At 66.3% G+C, this 17,259-nt stretch carries 16 protein-coding genes and 1 pseudogene; 8 read left to right on the top strand and 9 right to left on the bottom strand.

Annotated elements, in window-relative coordinates:
* The first annotated feature begins 23 nt into the window (after positions 1-23).
* The gene (locus tag H0P51_RS19600) at positions 24-1,517 is read left to right on the top strand and encodes an aldehyde dehydrogenase (RefSeq protein ID WP_180914560.1); all 1,494 of its coding nucleotides are present in this window, start codon (positions 24-26) and stop codon (positions 1,515-1,517) included.
* Here H0P51_RS19600 and H0P51_RS19605 read toward each other — a convergent pair.
* The 7 genes and pseudogenes from H0P51_RS19605 to H0P51_RS19635 all read right to left on the bottom strand — a co-directional run bounded on the left by H0P51_RS19605 (position 1,477) and on the right by H0P51_RS19635 (position 8,716).
* Positions 1,477-1,929: a MaoC/PaaZ C-terminal domain-containing protein gene (locus H0P51_RS19605; RefSeq protein WP_246398090.1), complete on the bottom strand. Its 453-nt coding sequence runs from the start codon at positions 1,927-1,929 to the stop codon at positions 1,477-1,479. The genes H0P51_RS19600 and H0P51_RS19605 overlap by 41 nt on opposite strands.
* Entirely contained in the window at positions 1,926-2,444 is a 519-nt protein-coding gene (locus H0P51_RS19610) for a MaoC family dehydratase (RefSeq protein WP_246398877.1), read from the bottom strand. Before H0P51_RS19610 ends, H0P51_RS19605 begins: the two co-directional genes overlap by 4 nt.
* Before the next feature lie 40 nt (positions 2,445-2,484).
* Complete coding sequence (locus H0P51_RS19615) at positions 2,485-2,907, bottom strand: nuclear transport factor 2 family protein (RefSeq protein WP_180914562.1); 423 nt, start codon at positions 2,905-2,907, stop codon at positions 2,485-2,487.
* Between the two features lie 22 nt (positions 2,908-2,929).
* Positions 2,930-4,521 (bottom strand): annotated as a pseudogene (locus H0P51_RS19620) (AMP-binding protein).
* A 17-nt stretch (positions 4,522-4,538) separates the two neighbouring features.
* Positions 4,539-5,660, bottom strand: coding sequence for a Rieske 2Fe-2S domain-containing protein (locus H0P51_RS19625; RefSeq protein ID WP_180914563.1), 1,122 nt, complete (start codon positions 5,658-5,660; stop codon positions 4,539-4,541).
* Positions 5,661-6,051: 391 nt separating this feature from the next.
* A complete protein-coding gene (locus H0P51_RS19630) occupies positions 6,052-6,243 on the bottom strand; it encodes a ferredoxin (RefSeq protein ID WP_180914564.1) in 192 nt (63 codons plus the stop codon).
* Positions 6,244-6,316: 73 nt separating this feature from the next.
* Positions 6,317-8,716, bottom strand: a complete 2,400-nt coding sequence (locus H0P51_RS19635) for a CaiB/BaiF CoA-transferase family protein (protein ID WP_180919102.1) — start codon at positions 8,714-8,716, stop codon at positions 6,317-6,319.
* Between the two features lie 86 nt (positions 8,717-8,802).
* On the opposite strand from H0P51_RS19635, the gene H0P51_RS19640 reads away from it, so the two are divergent.
* Positions 8,803-9,627, top strand: coding sequence for a FadR/GntR family transcriptional regulator (locus H0P51_RS19640; RefSeq protein WP_180914565.1), 825 nt, complete (start codon positions 8,803-8,805; stop codon positions 9,625-9,627).
* 12 nt (positions 9,628-9,639) lie between these two features.
* Entirely contained in the window at positions 9,640-10,386 is a 747-nt protein-coding gene (locus H0P51_RS19645) for an SDR family oxidoreductase (protein WP_180919103.1), read from the top strand.
* Here the strand turns inward: H0P51_RS19645 and H0P51_RS19650 are convergent.
* On the bottom strand, positions 10,358-11,197 hold the full coding sequence (locus H0P51_RS19650) for an LLM class flavin-dependent oxidoreductase (protein WP_180914566.1): 840 nt from the start codon (positions 11,195-11,197) through the stop codon (positions 10,358-10,360). The two genes, H0P51_RS19645 and H0P51_RS19650, sit on opposite strands and share 29 nt — an antisense overlap.
* A gap of 66 nt (positions 11,198-11,263) precedes the next feature.
* Between H0P51_RS19650 and H0P51_RS19655 the strand changes: the two genes are divergently transcribed.
* Genes H0P51_RS19655 through H0P51_RS19675 form a run of 5 tightly spaced genes read left to right on the top strand, consistent with a single transcriptional unit; the run spans position 11,264 to position 17,016 of the window.
* Positions 11,264-12,346, top strand: coding sequence for an acyl-CoA dehydrogenase family protein (locus tag H0P51_RS19655; protein ID WP_180914567.1), 1,083 nt, complete (start codon positions 11,264-11,266; stop codon positions 12,344-12,346).
* A complete protein-coding gene (locus H0P51_RS19660; protein ID WP_180914568.1) occupies positions 12,343-13,428 on the top strand; it encodes an acyl-CoA dehydrogenase family protein in 1,086 nt (361 codons plus the stop codon). The genes H0P51_RS19655 and H0P51_RS19660 overlap by 4 nt, the downstream gene beginning before the upstream one ends.
* Positions 13,425-14,582 carry an acyl-CoA dehydrogenase family protein gene (locus H0P51_RS19665; protein ID WP_180914569.1) on the top strand — a complete coding sequence of 386 codons (1,158 nt, stop codon included), beginning with the start codon at positions 13,425-13,427 and terminating at the stop codon, positions 14,580-14,582. The genes H0P51_RS19660 and H0P51_RS19665 overlap by 4 nt, the downstream gene beginning before the upstream one ends.
* On the top strand, positions 14,579-15,514 hold the full coding sequence (locus H0P51_RS19670) for an acyl-CoA dehydrogenase family protein (protein WP_180914570.1): 936 nt from the start codon (positions 14,579-14,581) through the stop codon (positions 15,512-15,514). Before H0P51_RS19665 ends, H0P51_RS19670 begins: the two co-directional genes overlap by 4 nt.
* Positions 15,511-17,016, top strand: coding sequence for a class I adenylate-forming enzyme family protein (locus tag H0P51_RS19675; protein WP_180914571.1), 1,506 nt, complete (start codon positions 15,511-15,513; stop codon positions 17,014-17,016). Before H0P51_RS19670 ends, H0P51_RS19675 begins: the two co-directional genes overlap by 4 nt.
* Here the strand turns inward: H0P51_RS19675 and H0P51_RS19680 are convergent.
* A complete protein-coding gene (locus H0P51_RS19680; RefSeq protein WP_180914572.1) occupies positions 17,013-17,237 on the bottom strand; it encodes a hypothetical protein in 225 nt (74 codons plus the stop codon). The two genes, H0P51_RS19675 and H0P51_RS19680, sit on opposite strands and share 4 nt — an antisense overlap.
* Between the last annotated feature and the right edge of the window lie 22 nt (positions 17,238-17,259).

Genomic DNA, 17,259 nt, shown 5'->3' on the forward strand with positions numbered 1-17,259 from the left:
GCCTGCCCTGAGGTGGTGCCCCGATGACGGCAACCCGTTCGTACGACCGGCTTTTCGTCGGCGGACAATGGCGCGACCCGGCCACGTCGCAGCGTCTCACCGTAATCTCCCCGCACACCGAGGAGCCCATCGCCGAGGTACCCGCAGCCGATCAGCGCGACCTCGATGCCGCAGTGGCGGCCGCTCGGCGCGCCTTCGACCACGGTCCGTGGCCGCGCCTCTCCCCGGCCGAGCGGATGCGCAAGGTCTCCGATCTGGCCGACCAGTACGGGCGCCATATCGACGAAATGGCCGACCTGATCACCGCCCAGATGGGCTCCCCACGCAGCTTCAGCCGACTCGGCCAAGCTGCCGGGGCCGCCTCGATGATCCATCTGACGCTGGCCGCCGCCCGCGAGTTCCCCTGGTCGGAACGCCGCCAGGGCGTGCTGGGGGAGGCGCACCTGAACCGGGCACCGGTGGGTGTAGTCGGGGCCATCGTGCCGTGGAACGTGCCGCAATGCCTGATCATGCCCAAGCTGATTCCCGCTCTGATCGCCGGCTGCACCGTGATCATCAAGCCGGCTCCCGAAACCCCTTTGGACGCTTTGTGGTTGGCCGAGATGATCGAGCAACTCGAGCTGCCGGACGGTGTGGTGTCGGTGCTCCCCGCCGGACCGCAGCTCGGTGAGGCGCTGGTGCGGCACCCCGGCGTGGACAAGATCGCCTTCACCGGGTCCAGCGCCACCGGCCGCCGCATCGCTGCGCTCTGTGGAGAACAACTCAAACGGGTGAGTCTAGAACTCGGCGGCAAGTCGGCGGCGATCGTGCTCGACGACGCCGACGTCGCCAAGACGGTCGCGGGATTGAAGTCGGCGAGTCTGATGAACAACGGTCAGGCCTGCGTCGCGCAGACCCGCATCCTGGTCAGCCGCCGCCGGCACGACGAACTCGTCGACGCGCTCGCCGACATGATGTCGGGCCTTACCGTGGGCGACCCCACCGACGAGAAGACCGACATCGGACCCCTTGTCGCGCAACGGCAACAGGCTCGGGTCCAAGACCTCATCCGGTCCGGACAGCAGCAGGGAGCCCGGCTGGTGCTCGGTGGCGCCGACAGCCCGCAACCGCGTGGCTGGTACGTGCGACCCACCCTGTTCACCGACGCCACCAACGACATGCGCGTCGCCCGTGAGGAGATCTTCGGCCCGGTGCTGACCGTGCTGCGCTATGACAACGAAGACGACGCCGTCCGAATCGCGAACGACAGCGACTACGGCCTGGCCGGCTCCGTGTGGACCACCGACGTCGCGCACGGTCTCGACATCGCCGGGCGGGTGCGCACCGGCACCTATGGCATCAACATGTACATGCTCGACATCAGCACCCCGTTCGGCGGCTTCAAGCATTCGGGCATCGGACGTGAGTTCGGACCCGAGGGCCTGCACGAGTACGTCGAGCTACAGTCAGTGGCCTGCAAAGGAAAGCTGCCGCCGCTCAACGACTCTCGGGGTACGGCGGGGGAAGTTGCAGGGTGATCTGCACCGGACAACATAGCGCGCCGTGCTGGTTGAGCACGTCGATCTGTAAGTCCGCCAGATAACGCGGCGGGTCGACGCTGGTGTCGCATCGTTTATCCGTCACGCGGCCGCGCCCAACCATGGTGTCACCGGCGTAGATCGAACCGATCAGCCGCATCGAGCGGCGCACCACGCGGCTGCGTGGCCCGGCCCACTCGGTTGCGACCCGGTCGGCGAAACCCGCCAGGTGCATGGTGTTGACGAAAATTGTTGGATTGCCCTGGCTTTGGGCGTAGGTGGGGTCGAAATGGCCGGGAAAGTAATCCCAGGTGGCGCCGGCGTTCTCGATGACCCGCTGGTAGGTGATCTCGTCGACGACCTCGGGCAGCTCCGCCGAGACGCTGATCGAATCCCAATCCAGATCGGTCACGACACCTGCCCGGAAGTGAACCGGAACAACGTATTGCGGGATCTGGCGACGACGGCACCATCCTGGCGGCGGTAGGTCTCCAGCGTTTCGACGAAATGCCCTACGCCCAGCCGAGTTTGCTTTTCCGGCGACACCGACACCAGCTCCTCGACTGCGGTGAGCAGATCGCCTTCCACGATGGGTTCCAGGAATTCGACATCGTTGGAAGCATTGATGAACGTGTTGCCCGGCAACGGGACTCGCAGCGCAAGAGATGCGGCTGGTCGGGCCGCGCCGACCGCCTGGTCGGGCAGCCACGGGGCCGGTATCAGCCACCCCATCAACAACGCGGGTGGCGCCAGCAGGCCGCCCCACTGTCGGCCGGCGAACTCGGCATCCCAGTACGAGGGGTTCGCGTCGCGAAGCATGGCGGCAAACAGCTGGATGCGCGCGCCGCTGACCCGATGGGCCGCGATGCGGGGTTCGGTCGCGCTACCCACCATCTGCAGGGCGTCCTGGTAAGTGCCGAAGGCCATTTGGTAACTCAGTTGGCCGGAGGGATGCTGGTCCACGGGATCACATGACAAGCTGGCGGCTCGGCACTGCATCCCATTTGAGCTCGCGCGAGGTGAAGTACCATCCGCCGCGCTCGTAGACGAGTTGGTCCCGGTAGGTCCCGGTGGCCCGCAGCGTGGTGGTGCCATGCACCGTGGCGAACAGGATTGCGACACAATGCTGCGTCGCGTTGACCCCGTCGACACAAATATCGTGGTCGACGGTCACCAGTCGCTGTCCGTCGCCGCCGTCGAAGGCCGCACGCAGGTCGCTGAACAACTCACCATCGCGGAGATAGGTCGCACCCGAATGACGGAACGTCGCGATCCACGCGTCGCGGTTACCGGCGGAGTAGGCCCGGTTGTGTCTGGCGGTCAGATCCTGGATCGCTCCGCGGGCGGTGGCCCCTTGCAGCAGCTGCTGTTCCTGGTACGTCAGTGGCATTTCTCTTCCTTCGCTCTCCCATTCACCGGCTAACGGTGTATCCGTGGCTTTCACGGTCCCACGTGCCAGCGGACAAACCGCGGGCGCGGAGTAAGTCTTTGCGTACCCGTCCGATCACGTTCTTGGGCAGTTCATCGAGCGTCTCGATGTAGCGCGGCACGCAGAAGTAGGGCATCCGCACGGCGCAGAAGTCCAGCAGCTCGGCGTAATCGATTGCCGTTGCGGGCCGTAACACCACCGCCAGCAGGATGTCATCCTCACCCAGGTCGCTGGGCACCGCGACGGCGGCGGCTTCGGCGATCGCCGGGTGGCGCAGCACCACGGCCTCCACCTCCACCGATGAGACATTCTCGCCGCGCCGGCGCAGCGAATCCTTGGCGCGGTCAACGTAGATCAGGTTGCGGTCCTCGTCGAACTTGCCCAAGTCGCCGGTGCGAAACCAGTCCGGGTGCGGCCGTACCCACGCTTGCTGATCTGCCGCTTCGGTGACGTACCCCTGGCTCATCACGTGCGGGAACCTGGGGCGACAGACGATCTCGCCCACTCCCCCGGCGGACAGCTCGTTGCCCTCGGCGTCGACGACACGCACGTCGAGTTTGGGTTCGGTTGACCCGAGGTACCCGGAACTCCCTCGTCGGCAACGCTCTTCAGCGCAAGTGGAAACGCTTCGGTCAGGCCGTACATGGTAACGACGCGACAGCGGTAGCGCTGCTCAATCGCCCGGTAGGAGCCGGCGTCGATCGGCGCCGCCGAGATGAACCGCAACGGCAGCTGCGCATCCCCCGGATCGGTCGGCAGATTGGCCAGCATGGACACCATCGCTCCGGCGCCCACGAAGCCGACAGCTGCATGCGCACGCACCTCGTCCCATACCTTACCGGGATGGAAGGCGCCTGCCAGCACGGTTTTACCGCCGACCAACAACGGTGCCAGCACACTGGGCGCGGCGCTCAGGTGGAACAGCGGCATCGCCGTCCACAGCGTCTCCCCCGCGCTGAACTGCCACGCCCCGGCGGTAGTGGCGGCCACCGTGAACAGGTATTGCCAGGACGCGGCAACAGCTTTCGAACGCCCGGTAGTGCCGGAGGTGAAGAAGAGCGCCCCGGTCTCGCCGTGGTCGGCCGGGCTGTCGGTTACGGTGCCACCCTCGTTGAGCGTCTGGGTCAGCAAATCACCTCGCACCACAACGTTGGTCAGCGAATCACACCGATCAGCCAGGTCCTCGACGCGGGTGTGCCGCTCGATGTCGGTAAAGACCACCTTGGCCCGCGACAACGTGAGGTTGTGCAATAGGAAGTCGCCCTTGTTGGCGGCGTTCACTGCGGCGCTGATTGCGCCGATGCGTGCCGCGCCTAACCAGAAGTAGATCCACTCCGGGCAGGTTGAGCTGAACAACGCTACGCAATCACCCGGTCCGACACCGAAATCCGCCAACAGCCGGGCCGCTGCATGAGACCGCTGCCGCAGCTGCTCGAAGGTGATGTCCACTCCGGCGACGGACAGCATCACCCGGTCGGGAAACTGCTCGGCACGCTGGTCCAGCACTGCCGGCACGGTGAACCGGTCGACGCCGAAATCGGCGGGCCCCGGCGGCCCGGTCGGCTCAACGCGCATCAGACTAGGGGTGCGGATCAGGCAGGCGCGGCGGCTGGATCTGGCGACCCGTCGGCGGTGTAGCCGAAGTCGGTCGGCGACGGTTCGGCCCCCGGGTAGAAGCGGTGCGCCCAGCGACGCAGGGCCGCGTAGTCGCGCGCCTCTTCCGGCGCCAAGTTGGGCTTCTCCAGGTACTTCATGTTCTCCCAGGTGAAGAAGTCTTGCTTGATGACTTCTTGTTGCAGCGCAAGGAATTTGGCTGCCCTTCCGGTGGGCTTGTCGCCGGTGTCGCCGGGCTCGCGGATGGAGGCCTGGGTGTAGAAGTAGTCGGTGTAGTCCTCGTCGACCGGAGTCTGCCCGGTCACCTCGATGGTCGCCACCAGTTCGCTGGGGAAGCGGACGATGCCCAGGCCCAGCGAGTAATTGTCGTAGATGATCTTCGCGTCGACCGGGCCGTCCGGGGTCAGCCACGTGGACCCGCGGCCGCCTCCGAAGTGGGCGCTGACGGTGGCATGCAGGTGGTACCCCGCGACCTCGAACGACGTGGTGTTGGCCGGGTTAGCCGCCTTATGCACGTATTGCACGTGATACGGGTCGGCCGCGTTCTCGATGATCATCTGGGCGTGCACCTTGACCCGGTTGAGCATGCGACTGTGCGGGTGCAGCGGGTAGTACTCGTTGGTCTCCAGCTCGGGCAGCACCGGCGGCTGCCAGTACGGTGGCCGGCCGTGCCGCTCGTGCCAGACCAGGATGAACCCGTACCACTCGGTTGCCGGGTAGGTGCGGAGGCGGACGTTGTTCTTGCAGCCGATCTTGCTGTAGGGGATCAGCGCGTTGGTGCCGTCACCGCGCCACTGCCAGCCGTGCCAGGGGCACACGATGTTCTCGCCCTCCACGGTGCCGCCCACACCCATGTTGGCCCCCAGGTGCTGGCAGTAGGCGTCCAGTACATGCACCTTGCCGGACTTAGTGCGAAAGAGCACCAGTTCCTCGCCGAAGTAGTGCACCCGCTTGACCTCGCCGGGGGCTAGGTCGGAGGCGAAGCCGACGATGAACCAGCCGGTCGGGAACCGGTAGGTCGACAGCGCGATGCCCGAGGGACCGAACTCCCGTTCCGAGGGATCCGAGTCCGACGCCAGGTCAGTGAAAGTTTCCGTCACGAGTTCTCCGTTTCCCACGCGGGCTGCGCGGCAATGGGGGCCGCCCACGCTGCACCGCGATTCGACGACTACGTCTATTTTTACTATTTTAAGCATTGAACGTCAACGAGCAGGCGTTTGCATGCTCGTCTTGCTGCTGCGAATTCGGGTTGCCGCCACAGCAGAACTTCGGCTTTCCCACGCGCAGCGCAACTTTGGCCGACAGGCTCGAACGTCTTTCACGGACTTCGGCGGGCAGCAGAGGGTTTCGTGTATTTGCGCGGCTTCGGGCGGTGCGCAGCGTGACGCGCAGGGTTAGACCAATGTGACGTTCGCAGGGTTAGACCAAGGTGACGTTCGCAGGGTTAGACCAATGTGACGTTCGGCGGGAGAAAGACCGATCACCGAAAGGTCAGTCGATGATTTTCAGCGCGGCACGGGGACACTGATCCACCGCGGCACGCACATCGATCTCCCGGTCGGGCGGGATGGGCCCGTCGGCGATCTGCACCACGTCTTCGTCACCCAACTCGAAGATGTCCGCGGCGATCGACTCACAGAACCCGTTGGCCTCGCACAAGTCCGGATCCACAGTCACGCGCATCAGATGTCCCCTAACTCCTCTGACCGGCAGTGACGAACCGCCACGCTCGGTTTCACCGCGCCTGCGATCACCACTAGACGCCCACCGGCCGGGTTCCGATCACCTCGGCGGCGGCGAGGTGATCGAATTGCGCTCGGGTGAGTCCGCACTGATCGCGCAGCACTTCTTCATTGTGCTCGCCCAATGTCGGCGGGGGGCGCAGGAGCCAGCTGTGTTGCCCGGCGAGCAGCGCGAACGGGGGGGTGGGGTAAAGGCCGGGTCCCGTCCGCGGGTGATCCAGGGACTCGAAGAATCCCCGCTGAAGCAGTTGCGGATTCTGTGTGACCAGCGAGGGAGACACCACCGGCGCCACCGGAATACCCGCCGCTGCCAGCAGATCGACCGTAGCGTCCCGCGGTTGGCCGGCAAACCAGTCCCGCAGCCGCTCGTCGAGCTCGTCGCACCGCGCGCGCCGCCCCGCGCCGGTCGCGAGTTCCGCGTCCGCCCACGGCGGCGTGCCCAGCAATTCGACCAGCGCCGCCCACTGCCCGTCGTCACACACGCTCAGTGCGATCCACTCGTCGTCATCGCCGGAGCAACGGTAGAGGTTCTGGATTGCCCCACCGTGTCCGCGGTTGCCCCGTCTGGCCAGCGTCTTGCCGAACACTTCGTGCTCGATTGGTTGAATTGCCGTGGTGTTCAACACCGTTTCGACCATCGGCAGCTCGATCTGTTGACCCGAACCGGTACGTTCGGCGAACTGTAGAGCCGCCAGTACCGCGAACGCGGCATGTACGCCGGCGAGCGGGTCGCAGGCACCGCGCGGGGTCACTGGCGGCGTTTCCGGCAATCCAGTCACCCACGCCAACCCGGCGATCTGCTCCATGGTGGGAGCGAAGCCGACCCGATCGCGCCACGGCCCGTCCAGCCCGAACGCCGGCATCCGCGCGACGACGAGCTGGGGGTTGATCTGCAGCAGCACGTCGGCGGTGAGCCCGAAGTGGTCCATCACCCGCGGGGAGAAATTCTCGATCACCACGTCGGCTTGGGCGGCCAGCGCCCGGAACAACTCCCGTCCCGCATCGGAGCCCAAATCCAGTGTGATGGAACGCTTGTTGGTGTTCATCGCGTGGAAAACCCAGCCGTATTCCCACCAGTCGTCGACGTCGGTGCGCATGCCGCCCGAATACCGGATGCCGTCGGGACGCTGGATCGACTCCACCTTGACCACGTCGGCGCCGAATGCGGCGAGCAGATGGGTGGCCGCCGGACCGGCCCAGAAGGCGGTCAGGTCGACGATCCGCACCCCCTGCAGCGGCAACCCGCCGCTCGCCGGCGCGCCATCGTATTTCCTTTCCTGCCAGAATGTTTCATCGTGTTGCGCCCCAACCGCGGCGGCTTCGGCCAACATCGCGGGCGCACACCGCGACATCAGCCACGGTGGGCGCGGCTGGTGAAATCCGGCCGGATTTTGCACGTACACGCCACGCTGGGTCATGTAGTCCATGTCGCGGACAGTGGCGCCGTTGCCCAGTGGGGCGATCGGGAGTCGGAACAGCTGGCCCAGTTCGACGACCTCGGCAACGGTGCGCTCCGCGAACCATGGACCAATCGAGTCGTAAATGAAGTCGCGGTACTCCCAGCGGCCAATCTGGAAACGCAGTTGCGGAATCTCTTCGAAATCAGGGCGTTCCACCATCGCCGCGAAATCCAGCCACTGCTGTCCCGTGACCATGGTGATGCCGACATAGCCGTCTTTAGCGGCGATGATCGAAGGCACTTCCAGGGTCCGCCGGACCGGGGGTACCTGCAGCAGTTGAGAGTGCAGCCATTCGCTGCTCTGCATGGCGGTGATCGCCTCGAGCATGGACAGGTCCAGATGTTCACCGGTGCCGCCGCGCGCCACACGGCGGTGCACGGCGAGCGCAGCGAATGCGGCGTACACCCCACCCATGTATTCCCCGAGGTCGCCGCCGATCGAGATGGGCGGTCCGGCGGGATCGCCGCGGAACCCAGTGCAACCGGACCAGGCCTGCAGGGTGAATTCGGTGGCCGCCCGGTCGGCGAACGGACCGCTGAAGCCGAAGTTGGAGATGGTGACGAGGACGCTCCGCGGGGACTGCTGCAGCAACCGCTGTGGGTCGATCCCCAGCGCGGCGGCCTCAGTGGGTCCAGCGGTCACGATGACGATGTCGGCGCCGGAGAGTTCGCCGCGGTAGTGATCCGAATCTGGCGACACGCTCACGATGCTCTTGCCAGCGTTGAGGTAACTGTAGAGCGGTCCCACCGAACCGTCCGGCACCGGTGAGCAGGTGGCGGAATACCTCAGCAGGGGATCTCCTTGCGGCGGTTCAATTTTGCGGACGTGTGCGCCCACATCCACCAACAGCTTCCCGCAATAGCTGCCGGCCAGGCGGTCACTGATCTCGACGACACGCAGATCGTCCAGCGGCGTCGGCCGGCGACCGGCCCCGTGACTCACGCGGCTATTTATACCATTACTGCTAAAATAGCTAAGCCAGTGGAGTTCGCGGGCCAGCGACCGTGCGCTCTTTCCTGCTGCAGGTTGCGAGGAGTCGCATGACCGCCCCTCTGGGAATTGGACCCGACGCCCGTCGCCGATTGTCGGCGCCGAGGATCGCCGAAATCGTAGCTGACGAGTTGCGCCGTCAGATCATCGACGGTGAGCTTGCCGACGGCGACCTGCTGCCCCGCCAGGAAGTTCTGGTCGACCAATTCAAGGTCAGCCTGGTCTCGTTACGCGAAGCCCTGCGGATCCTGGAAACCGAGGGACTCGTCTCGGTACGGCGCGGCAACCGCGGCGGCGCAGTGGTGCACGCTCCGGCCAAGACCAGCGCCGCCTACATGCTGGGCCTGTTGCTGCAGAGCGAGTCCGTCGTGGTCAGCGACCTCGGTGCGGCGTTGCAGGAACTCGAGCCCGCTTGCGCGGCGCTGGCTGCCCAACGGCCCGACCGCGCCGACACCCTGGTGCCCGAACTCAAGCAGGTCAACGAGGCGATGGCCGAAAACCTGGAAGACGGGCGGCAATTCACCGAGATCGGTCGCCAGTTCCACAATCTCATCGTGCGCGGGTGCGGTAACCACACCATCATCGCGGTCGTCGGGAGCCTGGAAACGCTATGGTCCAGCCACGAACAGCAGTGGGCGGACGAAAGTTCGGCCAGCGGCACCTACCCTTCGCTGGCCCAACGGCGGGCGGCGCTCAACACTCACATCAAGCTGACCGAGACGATCGCCGAGGGGGACGTCGACCGGGCACGCCGGATCGCGGGCCGCCACCTGGCCGACACCCAGACCTACGTGCTGTCCGGCCAGACCGAACAGCGGATCTATGCGTTGTCTCCGCAGGCGTTGTCACGCCCGCGCGACCTCCGGCGCCCGTAGGGGCCGCAGTTGATTACTCCCAGAACCGCATTGGTCACCGGCGGTAGCGGTGGCATCGGCAAGGCGTGCGCGGCCAAGCTGTGCGAACTTGGCTACCACGTGCTGGTGATGGCCCGCCGGGAAGGACCGCTGCGGGCGGTGGCCGAGCAGATCGGCGCACATGCCGTTGTCGCAGACGCGTCCGATCCCGACGAGTTCTCCGCTGCGATAAGCCCTTTCGAGTACATCGATCTCGTGGTCCATGCCTCGGGTGCGCTCGGCGGAACCTACGCGCGCAAGCAGACTTTCGAACAGTGGCGCACCATCATCTCGGCCAACCTGGACTCCTGCTTCGTAGTTACCTCGGCGGTGCTGCCTCGAATGCGACCGGGTTCGCGGCTGATCTTCATTTCGTCGTCGGCCTCGCACGAGCCGATGATGGCGCGCACCGCGTACTCGGCTTCCAAGGCCGGCATGAACGCGTTCGCCCGGGCGCTGGCCATGGAGGTCGACCGCGACGGCATCGCCGTGCATCTGGTGACCCCTGGCCCGGTGGAAACCGAGATGCTGCAGGATGTTCCGTTCGAGATGTACGCGATCCAGGTTTCCGATATCGCCAACGCGGTCGCTTGGCTAGATACCGTCGAGCCGTCCGTCGACCTGCCGGAGATCAGGCTCAGTGCGGTGCAGCGCGGACCATTCTCCCGCCCGCCGGTGGTACCCACCGAAGCGCGACGGCGCGCAACGGCGCTCAAGCAGCAGAGCGCGGGAAGTTCTTGATAACCGTGTCGCCGAACTCGGCCACCGACTGCGGGGCCGCAAAATCAGCGAACCACACGTAGACACGTTCCACCCGCCGGGCAGCCAGCGCGGTGAAATGCCCGATCAGTTCGTCGGCGTCGCCGCAGACCAGTCCCGCCCCGAGATGACCGAACCGCCGGGTGCTCACCTCGCGCACCGCGGCGGGTTCGGCGCCGGCCCGCACGAACCCCACCATCTGCTGCACCGAGATCCGGGCCGAGCCGGTTGCATCGGCCAGCCGGGGTAACCGCTCGAGGTGGTTGGCCTGCAGATTCCACCAATCCGCGTGTTCGGCAACGAGTTCCATCATCCGCCGGCCACTGCCACCCAGAACCAGCGGTATCGGATAAGTAGGCGTGGGCTGCTGCCCGCCGCTCCAGTATTGCTTGATCAGCTCGAGGTGGCGGCCGAGTTGCTCGACACGGGCTACTGGATCCTGCTGACCGACATCGAATCTGGTGAACTCCGCGGGCCAGGATCCCGAACCGAGGCCGAGGTCGAAGCGGCCGTGGCTCGCCTCCGACAAGGTAACGGCCTGCTTGGCGAGCACGGCCGGATGCCGAAACGCGTCGCATAGGACCAGGTGACCGACACGCAATCGCTGCGTTCGCGCTGCGACCCAGGAGGCGACGCCCATTGCCTCCCAAATGTTTTCGCCGGGTTGGCCCGGCGCCTCGAGGTGGTCGATGAACGCGATGCCGTCGAATCCACCAGCCTCGGCGTGCTGCGCCCGCTCCACGATGTCGGAAACCGGCAACCGCACCTGCGGTACGAACAGATACCACTGCACCGTCAACCCCTCACTGCGTTTGCACCCGGGCCGCTAGTTTACTATTTTTATTATGTTAGGGGTCTTATGAATGTTGGTTTGACTTCGGAGCAGCTGGCGCTGCGCGACACCGTGCGCGGCATCCTGCGCACCGAGTGTCCGCCCGACGTCCCGCGGATCGCCCTCGACGACCTCGAAAGCGATCCGCGGCGCTGGCACCCCCTGTGGAAGACGGTCGTCGACCTCGGCTGGACAGAATTGGCGGCCAGCGACAGCGACGGCGAATTCGGCCCCGTCGAGCTGGCACTGGTCCTGGAGGAATGCGGCGCAGCGCTGGCCCCCATTCCGCTGCTGTGCAGCATCGGCCTAGCCGCCGGAGTGCTGCGCGCCGTGGTCGGGCAGCACTGCACCGACGTGCTCGGTGAGATCGCCTCGGGTGCGGTGGCGACCTTGGCCGTGCACTCCCCCGGAGCCCGACTGCCGGGCACCCCGATGACGCTGCGCGACGGACGGCTGCGCGGTCGGGCCGTCGCGGTCCCGCATGCCTGTCACGCTGACATGATCGTCACACTGGCCCGATCCAGCGACGGGCCGATGGCGGTCGTGCTGCGCACCGGCGATGGCGTCACGATCAGACCCGGCGAATCCACCGACCCCCTGCACCCATTCGACGACGTCGACATCGATGCCGCCCCGGTGGCCGCCGCCCCGATCGCAACGCTAGACGCGGCTCTGGCGGCTCCGCTAGTGGCCGCGGCAGCAGACCTGATCGGAGTGGCTGACGCGGCCTTGCAGCGGTCCGTCGAGCACGCCAAGACACGTCGGCAGTTCGGCGCTCCGATCGGAGCATTCCAGGGCGTCAAGCACGCTCTTGCCGACAACTACGTCGGCCTAGAACGTGCCCGCAGCCTCACCTACGCCGCGGCCAACCGACTCGACGAGATGGCGGCCGCAGCCTGGACCGCGGCCGCCATGGCCAAAGCGGCGGCCGCGGATGCCGCCGCCAATTGCGCGCGCACCGCGGTGCAGGTGTTCGGCGCGCTGGGTCAGACCTGGGAACACGACGCACACCTCTATGTCCGGCACGCCTGGCAGGGCGGAGCGCTGCTGGGCGACAGCCGCGCGCTCTACAACGAGGTGGGCCGGCGCTTTGCGGGAGGCCGGGCATGACGATCGTCGACGAGTACATCGCATGGCTCACCGAGTTCCTGCCGCGCGACTACTACCAGCGATACGGCGAATACCGCTGGGACATGCCGTTGCGGCGCGATTACCAGCGCGCCGCCTTCGAAGCCGGCTGGCTGCAACCCACCTGGCCGCGCGAGCACGGCGGGCGGTCACTGGGGTTGCGGGATGCGATGGAGATCCGGATCGCCGGCGCACTTCGGTCGGCACCCAAGCTGCCCAACATTCAGGGCCCCGGCGTCGCCGCACCGGGCATTCGCCAGTTCGGCACCCCCGAGCAGATCGACCGCCTGCTGGTGCCCCTGCTCCGCGGCGACGAGTGGTGGGCGCTGGGTATGTCCGAACCGGAAGCCGGATCGGACTTTGCCGGCTTGCGCACTCGCGCCGAACGCGACGGCGACAAGTTTCGGGTCAACGGCCACAAAATCTGGACGACGCACGCTCATCTGTCGCGGTGGTGCACCCTGTATGCGCGCACCGACCCAGACGCCCCGAAACACCGGGGTATCTCCTGCCTGATCCTGGATCTGCAGTCGCCCGGGGTGCGGATCGAACCCATTCGGATGGCGTCGATCTCTGACGAGACGTTCTGCGAGGTATTCCTGGACGACGTCGAGGTGCCAGCGGACAACCTACTGGGGCCGCTGCACGGCGGCTGGAACGTAGCACTGTCCTCATTGCACCATGAGCGCCAGATGATCTGGATCATGAACTGGGTCGAAATCATGCGCGGCCTGGACTCGGTCACCGACGACCCGGACATGTACACCGACCTGGGCATGCTGCTCACCGACGCCGAAGCCCTGCGAGCCACCGGCTATCGCGCCCTGGACAACGAACTCGCCGGCCGACCCACCCCCGAGGCGGACACCATGAAACTGCTTGGATCGCTTACTTTGCAACGTGTTTGGGAGCTGAGTGCGGCGGCTGCGGGTCCCGCCTCGTGCAACGATCCTGACCTGCTGTTCGAACGCCAGGACGCGTTGGCCGCGACCATCTACGGCGGAACCTCAGAGGTTCAGCGCAACATCATCGCCGAGCGGGTGCTCGGGCTGCCGAAGGGATGACCACGATGGACTACGATCTCGGCGACGACGCCGGTGAGCTGCGAAACCGTTTGCGCCAGTTAATCGCCGAACATATCCCGGCCGATTTCCTGGGTGCCTGCACCGACGATCCCGACGACCTGGCCACCACGGAGTCGTTCTGCAAGCTCCTGGCCTCGGAGGGACTGCTGGCGCTGGCCTGGCCGAAAGAACATGGCGGCGGCGGTGGTTCAATCTGGCAGCAGACCGTGCTGCGCGAGGAGATGTGGGCCAATTACGAGCCGCGCGGTCCGCAGTACATGGGCATCAACTGGGTCGGCCCGGCCATCATGCGATACGGGACGGCTGAACAGAAAGCCAAGCACCTGTCCGGCATTGCCTCCGGCGAGGTGATCTGGTGCCAGGGCTTCTCCGAACCCGAGGCGGGCACCGACCTCGCGTCCCTGCGCACCCGGGCTGTCCGCGACGGGACGGGTTGGCGTATCAACGGGCAGAAGGTGTGGACGTCCTACGCGCGGATGGCGTCCTGGTGCGTGTTGGCCGCCTGCACGCATCCCGATGCGCCGAAGTCCAAGCGGCTCAGTTTGTTTCTGATCCCGATGGACCGTCCCGGCTTCACCGTGCGCGGCATCCCCTCAATGCTGGGGCCACACCACCTCAACGAGATGTTCCTGGACGGCGTGCCGGCATCCGACGACGACATCCTGGGCGAACCCGGCAACGGCTGGAAAGTAATGCGTGAAGCGCTGGCCTTCGAGCGCGTCGGCATCGCGCGGTACGCGCGGTGCGAAGCGTTGCTGGACCGCATGCAAAGAGCACTCGGCGCCGACTGGGACCGGCTACCTGAATCGCTTCGCGGTCGCTGGGTCCGGGCGCTGGTCGATCTGCGAGTGGCCAGGCTGATGGCCTACCGGGCCGTGTCTCTGCAGGACGATCCGCAGGCCGGCGCGGCGGCCAGCGCGGCTCGCATCGCGACCACCACCTGCGACCAGCTAGTCGCCGAGCTACTCTTCGACGTGCTGGGACCCACCGCCCTGGACAGCGGCACCACCGCGGCACTTCACGGCGCCGTCGACGACCACTGGCGCTACGCGCAAGCTGCCACCGTCGCATCCGGCACCATCGAGGTCCAGCGCATGATGGTGGCTCGCGACGTGTTGGGAGAACACCGATGAATACCGAACTGCCACAAGACATCAGCGACTTCGCAGCCGTCGCCGTCAAGCGGTTGGCCCGGCTGGGCGGACCGCAGGCGGCGATCCGCGCGGAAACAGACGACACCGCGCGGTACGCGGCACGTGACGCCCTGACCGAACTCGGCGCATTCGACCTCGACGTCCGGTCCGGATCGGACGATCTGCTGGCCGCCGCGGCGCTATGCCAGGCCGCGGGTGCCGCGGCCCTACCGTATCCGCTTGTCGAGGAACTCCTCTCGATCGACGGTGCACTGCTCACATTGGTGGACCCGGCAGCACCCCGCATCGACCACGGCGACCTGCCCGGCCCCTGGATCGCCGCCGACCTGGACGGCAATCGCTACCCGGTGCAGACCGCCGTCCGGCCCGGCGCCAAGCTGGGACCGTTCCTGACGCCGGCCACCCTGGGTGCCGCCGACGGAACCTTGCCCGCTACGGACATCAACCTTCATCTCACGCTGGGATCGTGGCGGATTTTGGGTGCGACGCAGCGGGCGCTGGAGATCGCCACTGAGCATGTCCAGGCGCGGGTGCAGTTCGGCAAGCCACTGGCGGACTTCCAGGCCGTCAGATTCTCCGTCGCCGACGCCTCGGTCGCAGTGCGCGGACTGCACGAACTAGCCAAATACACTCTATGCCGACCGGAATCGATTCCACTGCAGATCCTTTCGGCCGACGCGCTGGTGTTGCGGCTGAAGGCGGCCGAAACCGCGCGGCAGGTGTTGCGCACCGCCCACCAGTTGCTGGGCGCACTGGGCTTCTGCGACGAATCCGACGTCAGCGTCCTCGATCGGCACACCCAGCCGCTCATCCGGCTGCCGCTGGGACCCGAGGCGCTGAGCCTGCGGTTGATCACAGACGTGCGCGACGGACATCTGGAGACGCTGTTCAGCGGGCGCATGTCAGCATGAGCACCCAACCCGCCAGCGCAGGTACCGCTTTCAACCCGTTCGCCAATGGCATCCCGTTCGGCGACAAGCTGCGTCAGCTCGCCGAGGATCGAGGCGACGACACCGCGGTGACGATCGCCACGCTGGACCGGGCAGCGCAGTCGCTGACCTTCGGTGAACTCGACGCCCGCGCGAACCAATGGGGACGGGCACTGGCGGGACACGGCGCACAGACGGGTTCACTTGTTGCCCTTGCGATCCCAAACTCCGTACACCTGGTGCTAGCCGCGCTGGGGTGCTGGAAAATCGGCGCGGTGCCCATACCGATGCACTGGGACCTGCCCGAGTGGGAACGCGCCCGGGTACGCGCGGTAATTGACCCGGTGGTGGTGGTCGACGACACCACCCGCTGGCAGCTGGACGAGCTCGCCGCCGCATCGTCCCAAAGTCCTTTGCCCACAGCAGTTTCCCCGACCGCCAACGGTATCTGCAGCAGTGGGTCCACCGGCGTTCCGAAAGTCATTCTCAACCTCGCACCGTCGCTGTGGATACCCGAACAGAGCGAACCCTTCCTGTCGAACTGGACGCCGGTGGCCAGGCCGCAACGCATCATGGTGCCCGCCCCGATGTATCACACCAACGGCTTCGCCACCTTCCTGATGCTGTTGGGCGGGGACCGCCTGGTGATCCTGGAAAAATTTGACGCGCATCTGTTTGTCGACACCATCGAGCGCTACCAGATCACCAATTTCACGGCCACCCCGACGATGCTGGCGCGGGTGGCCGCGCTGCCCGACATCCGGCAGCGCGACCTGTCCAGCATCGTGTTCATCCTGCAGGGCGCCGCGGTGATGCCGCCGTCGTTGCTGCGCACCTGGTTCGAACTACTCAGCCCCGAACAGATCGTCACCGCCTACGGGATGACCGAGAACCTCGGGCTGACGGCGCTGCGCGGTGACGAATGGCTGTCCCATCCGGGCAGCGTGGGGCGCGGGTTCCGGGACACCGAGATCCGCATTTTGGACGCCGACAAGAACCTGCTGGGCCCGGGCGAGGAAGGCGACATCTACCTGCGTGCGCCGATGAGCGCCGGCTACCGTTACCTGGGCGGGGCGCCGCCGTTGCCCTCCACCGAAGACGGGTTCCGCTCCGCCGGGGACATCGGCCGCCTCGACGAGGACGGCTTCCTCTACATCACCGACCGCCGCGCCGACATGATCGTCAGCGGAGGCGCCAACGTGTACCCCGCCGAGGTGGAGTCGGCGCTGTCCGGGCATCCCGACATCGCCGACGTCGTCGTCATCGGCCTGGCCGACCTGCAGTGGGGCCGCCGGGTACACGCCGTCGTGCAGGTATCGGCGCAAGCCGCGCAACCGCTGACCGAGCAGCAGGTGATCGACTACGCCAAAGGTCGGCTTGCCCACTACAAGGCGCCCAAGACCGTCGAGTTCGTCGACAACATCCCGCGCACCGCGGCGACCAAGGTCAACCGTTCGGCGATGATCGCCGCACGAGAGGGCTAAGCCCAGCTGCGCTCGGCGATGTAATGCGGAAAGAACATCTCCCACATCACCAGGCAGGCCAGGAACCATGCCGCGGGCGTATTGAGGTTGATCGAGCCGTAGGAAGAGACGATCGGACGCCCGCGCCCCGCGTGCGCACGGGCGTCCAAATACACCCACACCGCGGTGGCGAAGATGATCGCCAATAGCTCGACAACGGCAATTACCACCGCTTCTTTCACGGCATCCCCCTGCTCTTTAAGG

The organism is Mycobacterium vicinigordonae (assembly GCF_013466425.1).
GTDB classification, from domain to species: domain Bacteria; phylum Actinomycetota; class Actinomycetes; order Mycobacteriales; family Mycobacteriaceae; genus Mycobacterium; species Mycobacterium vicinigordonae.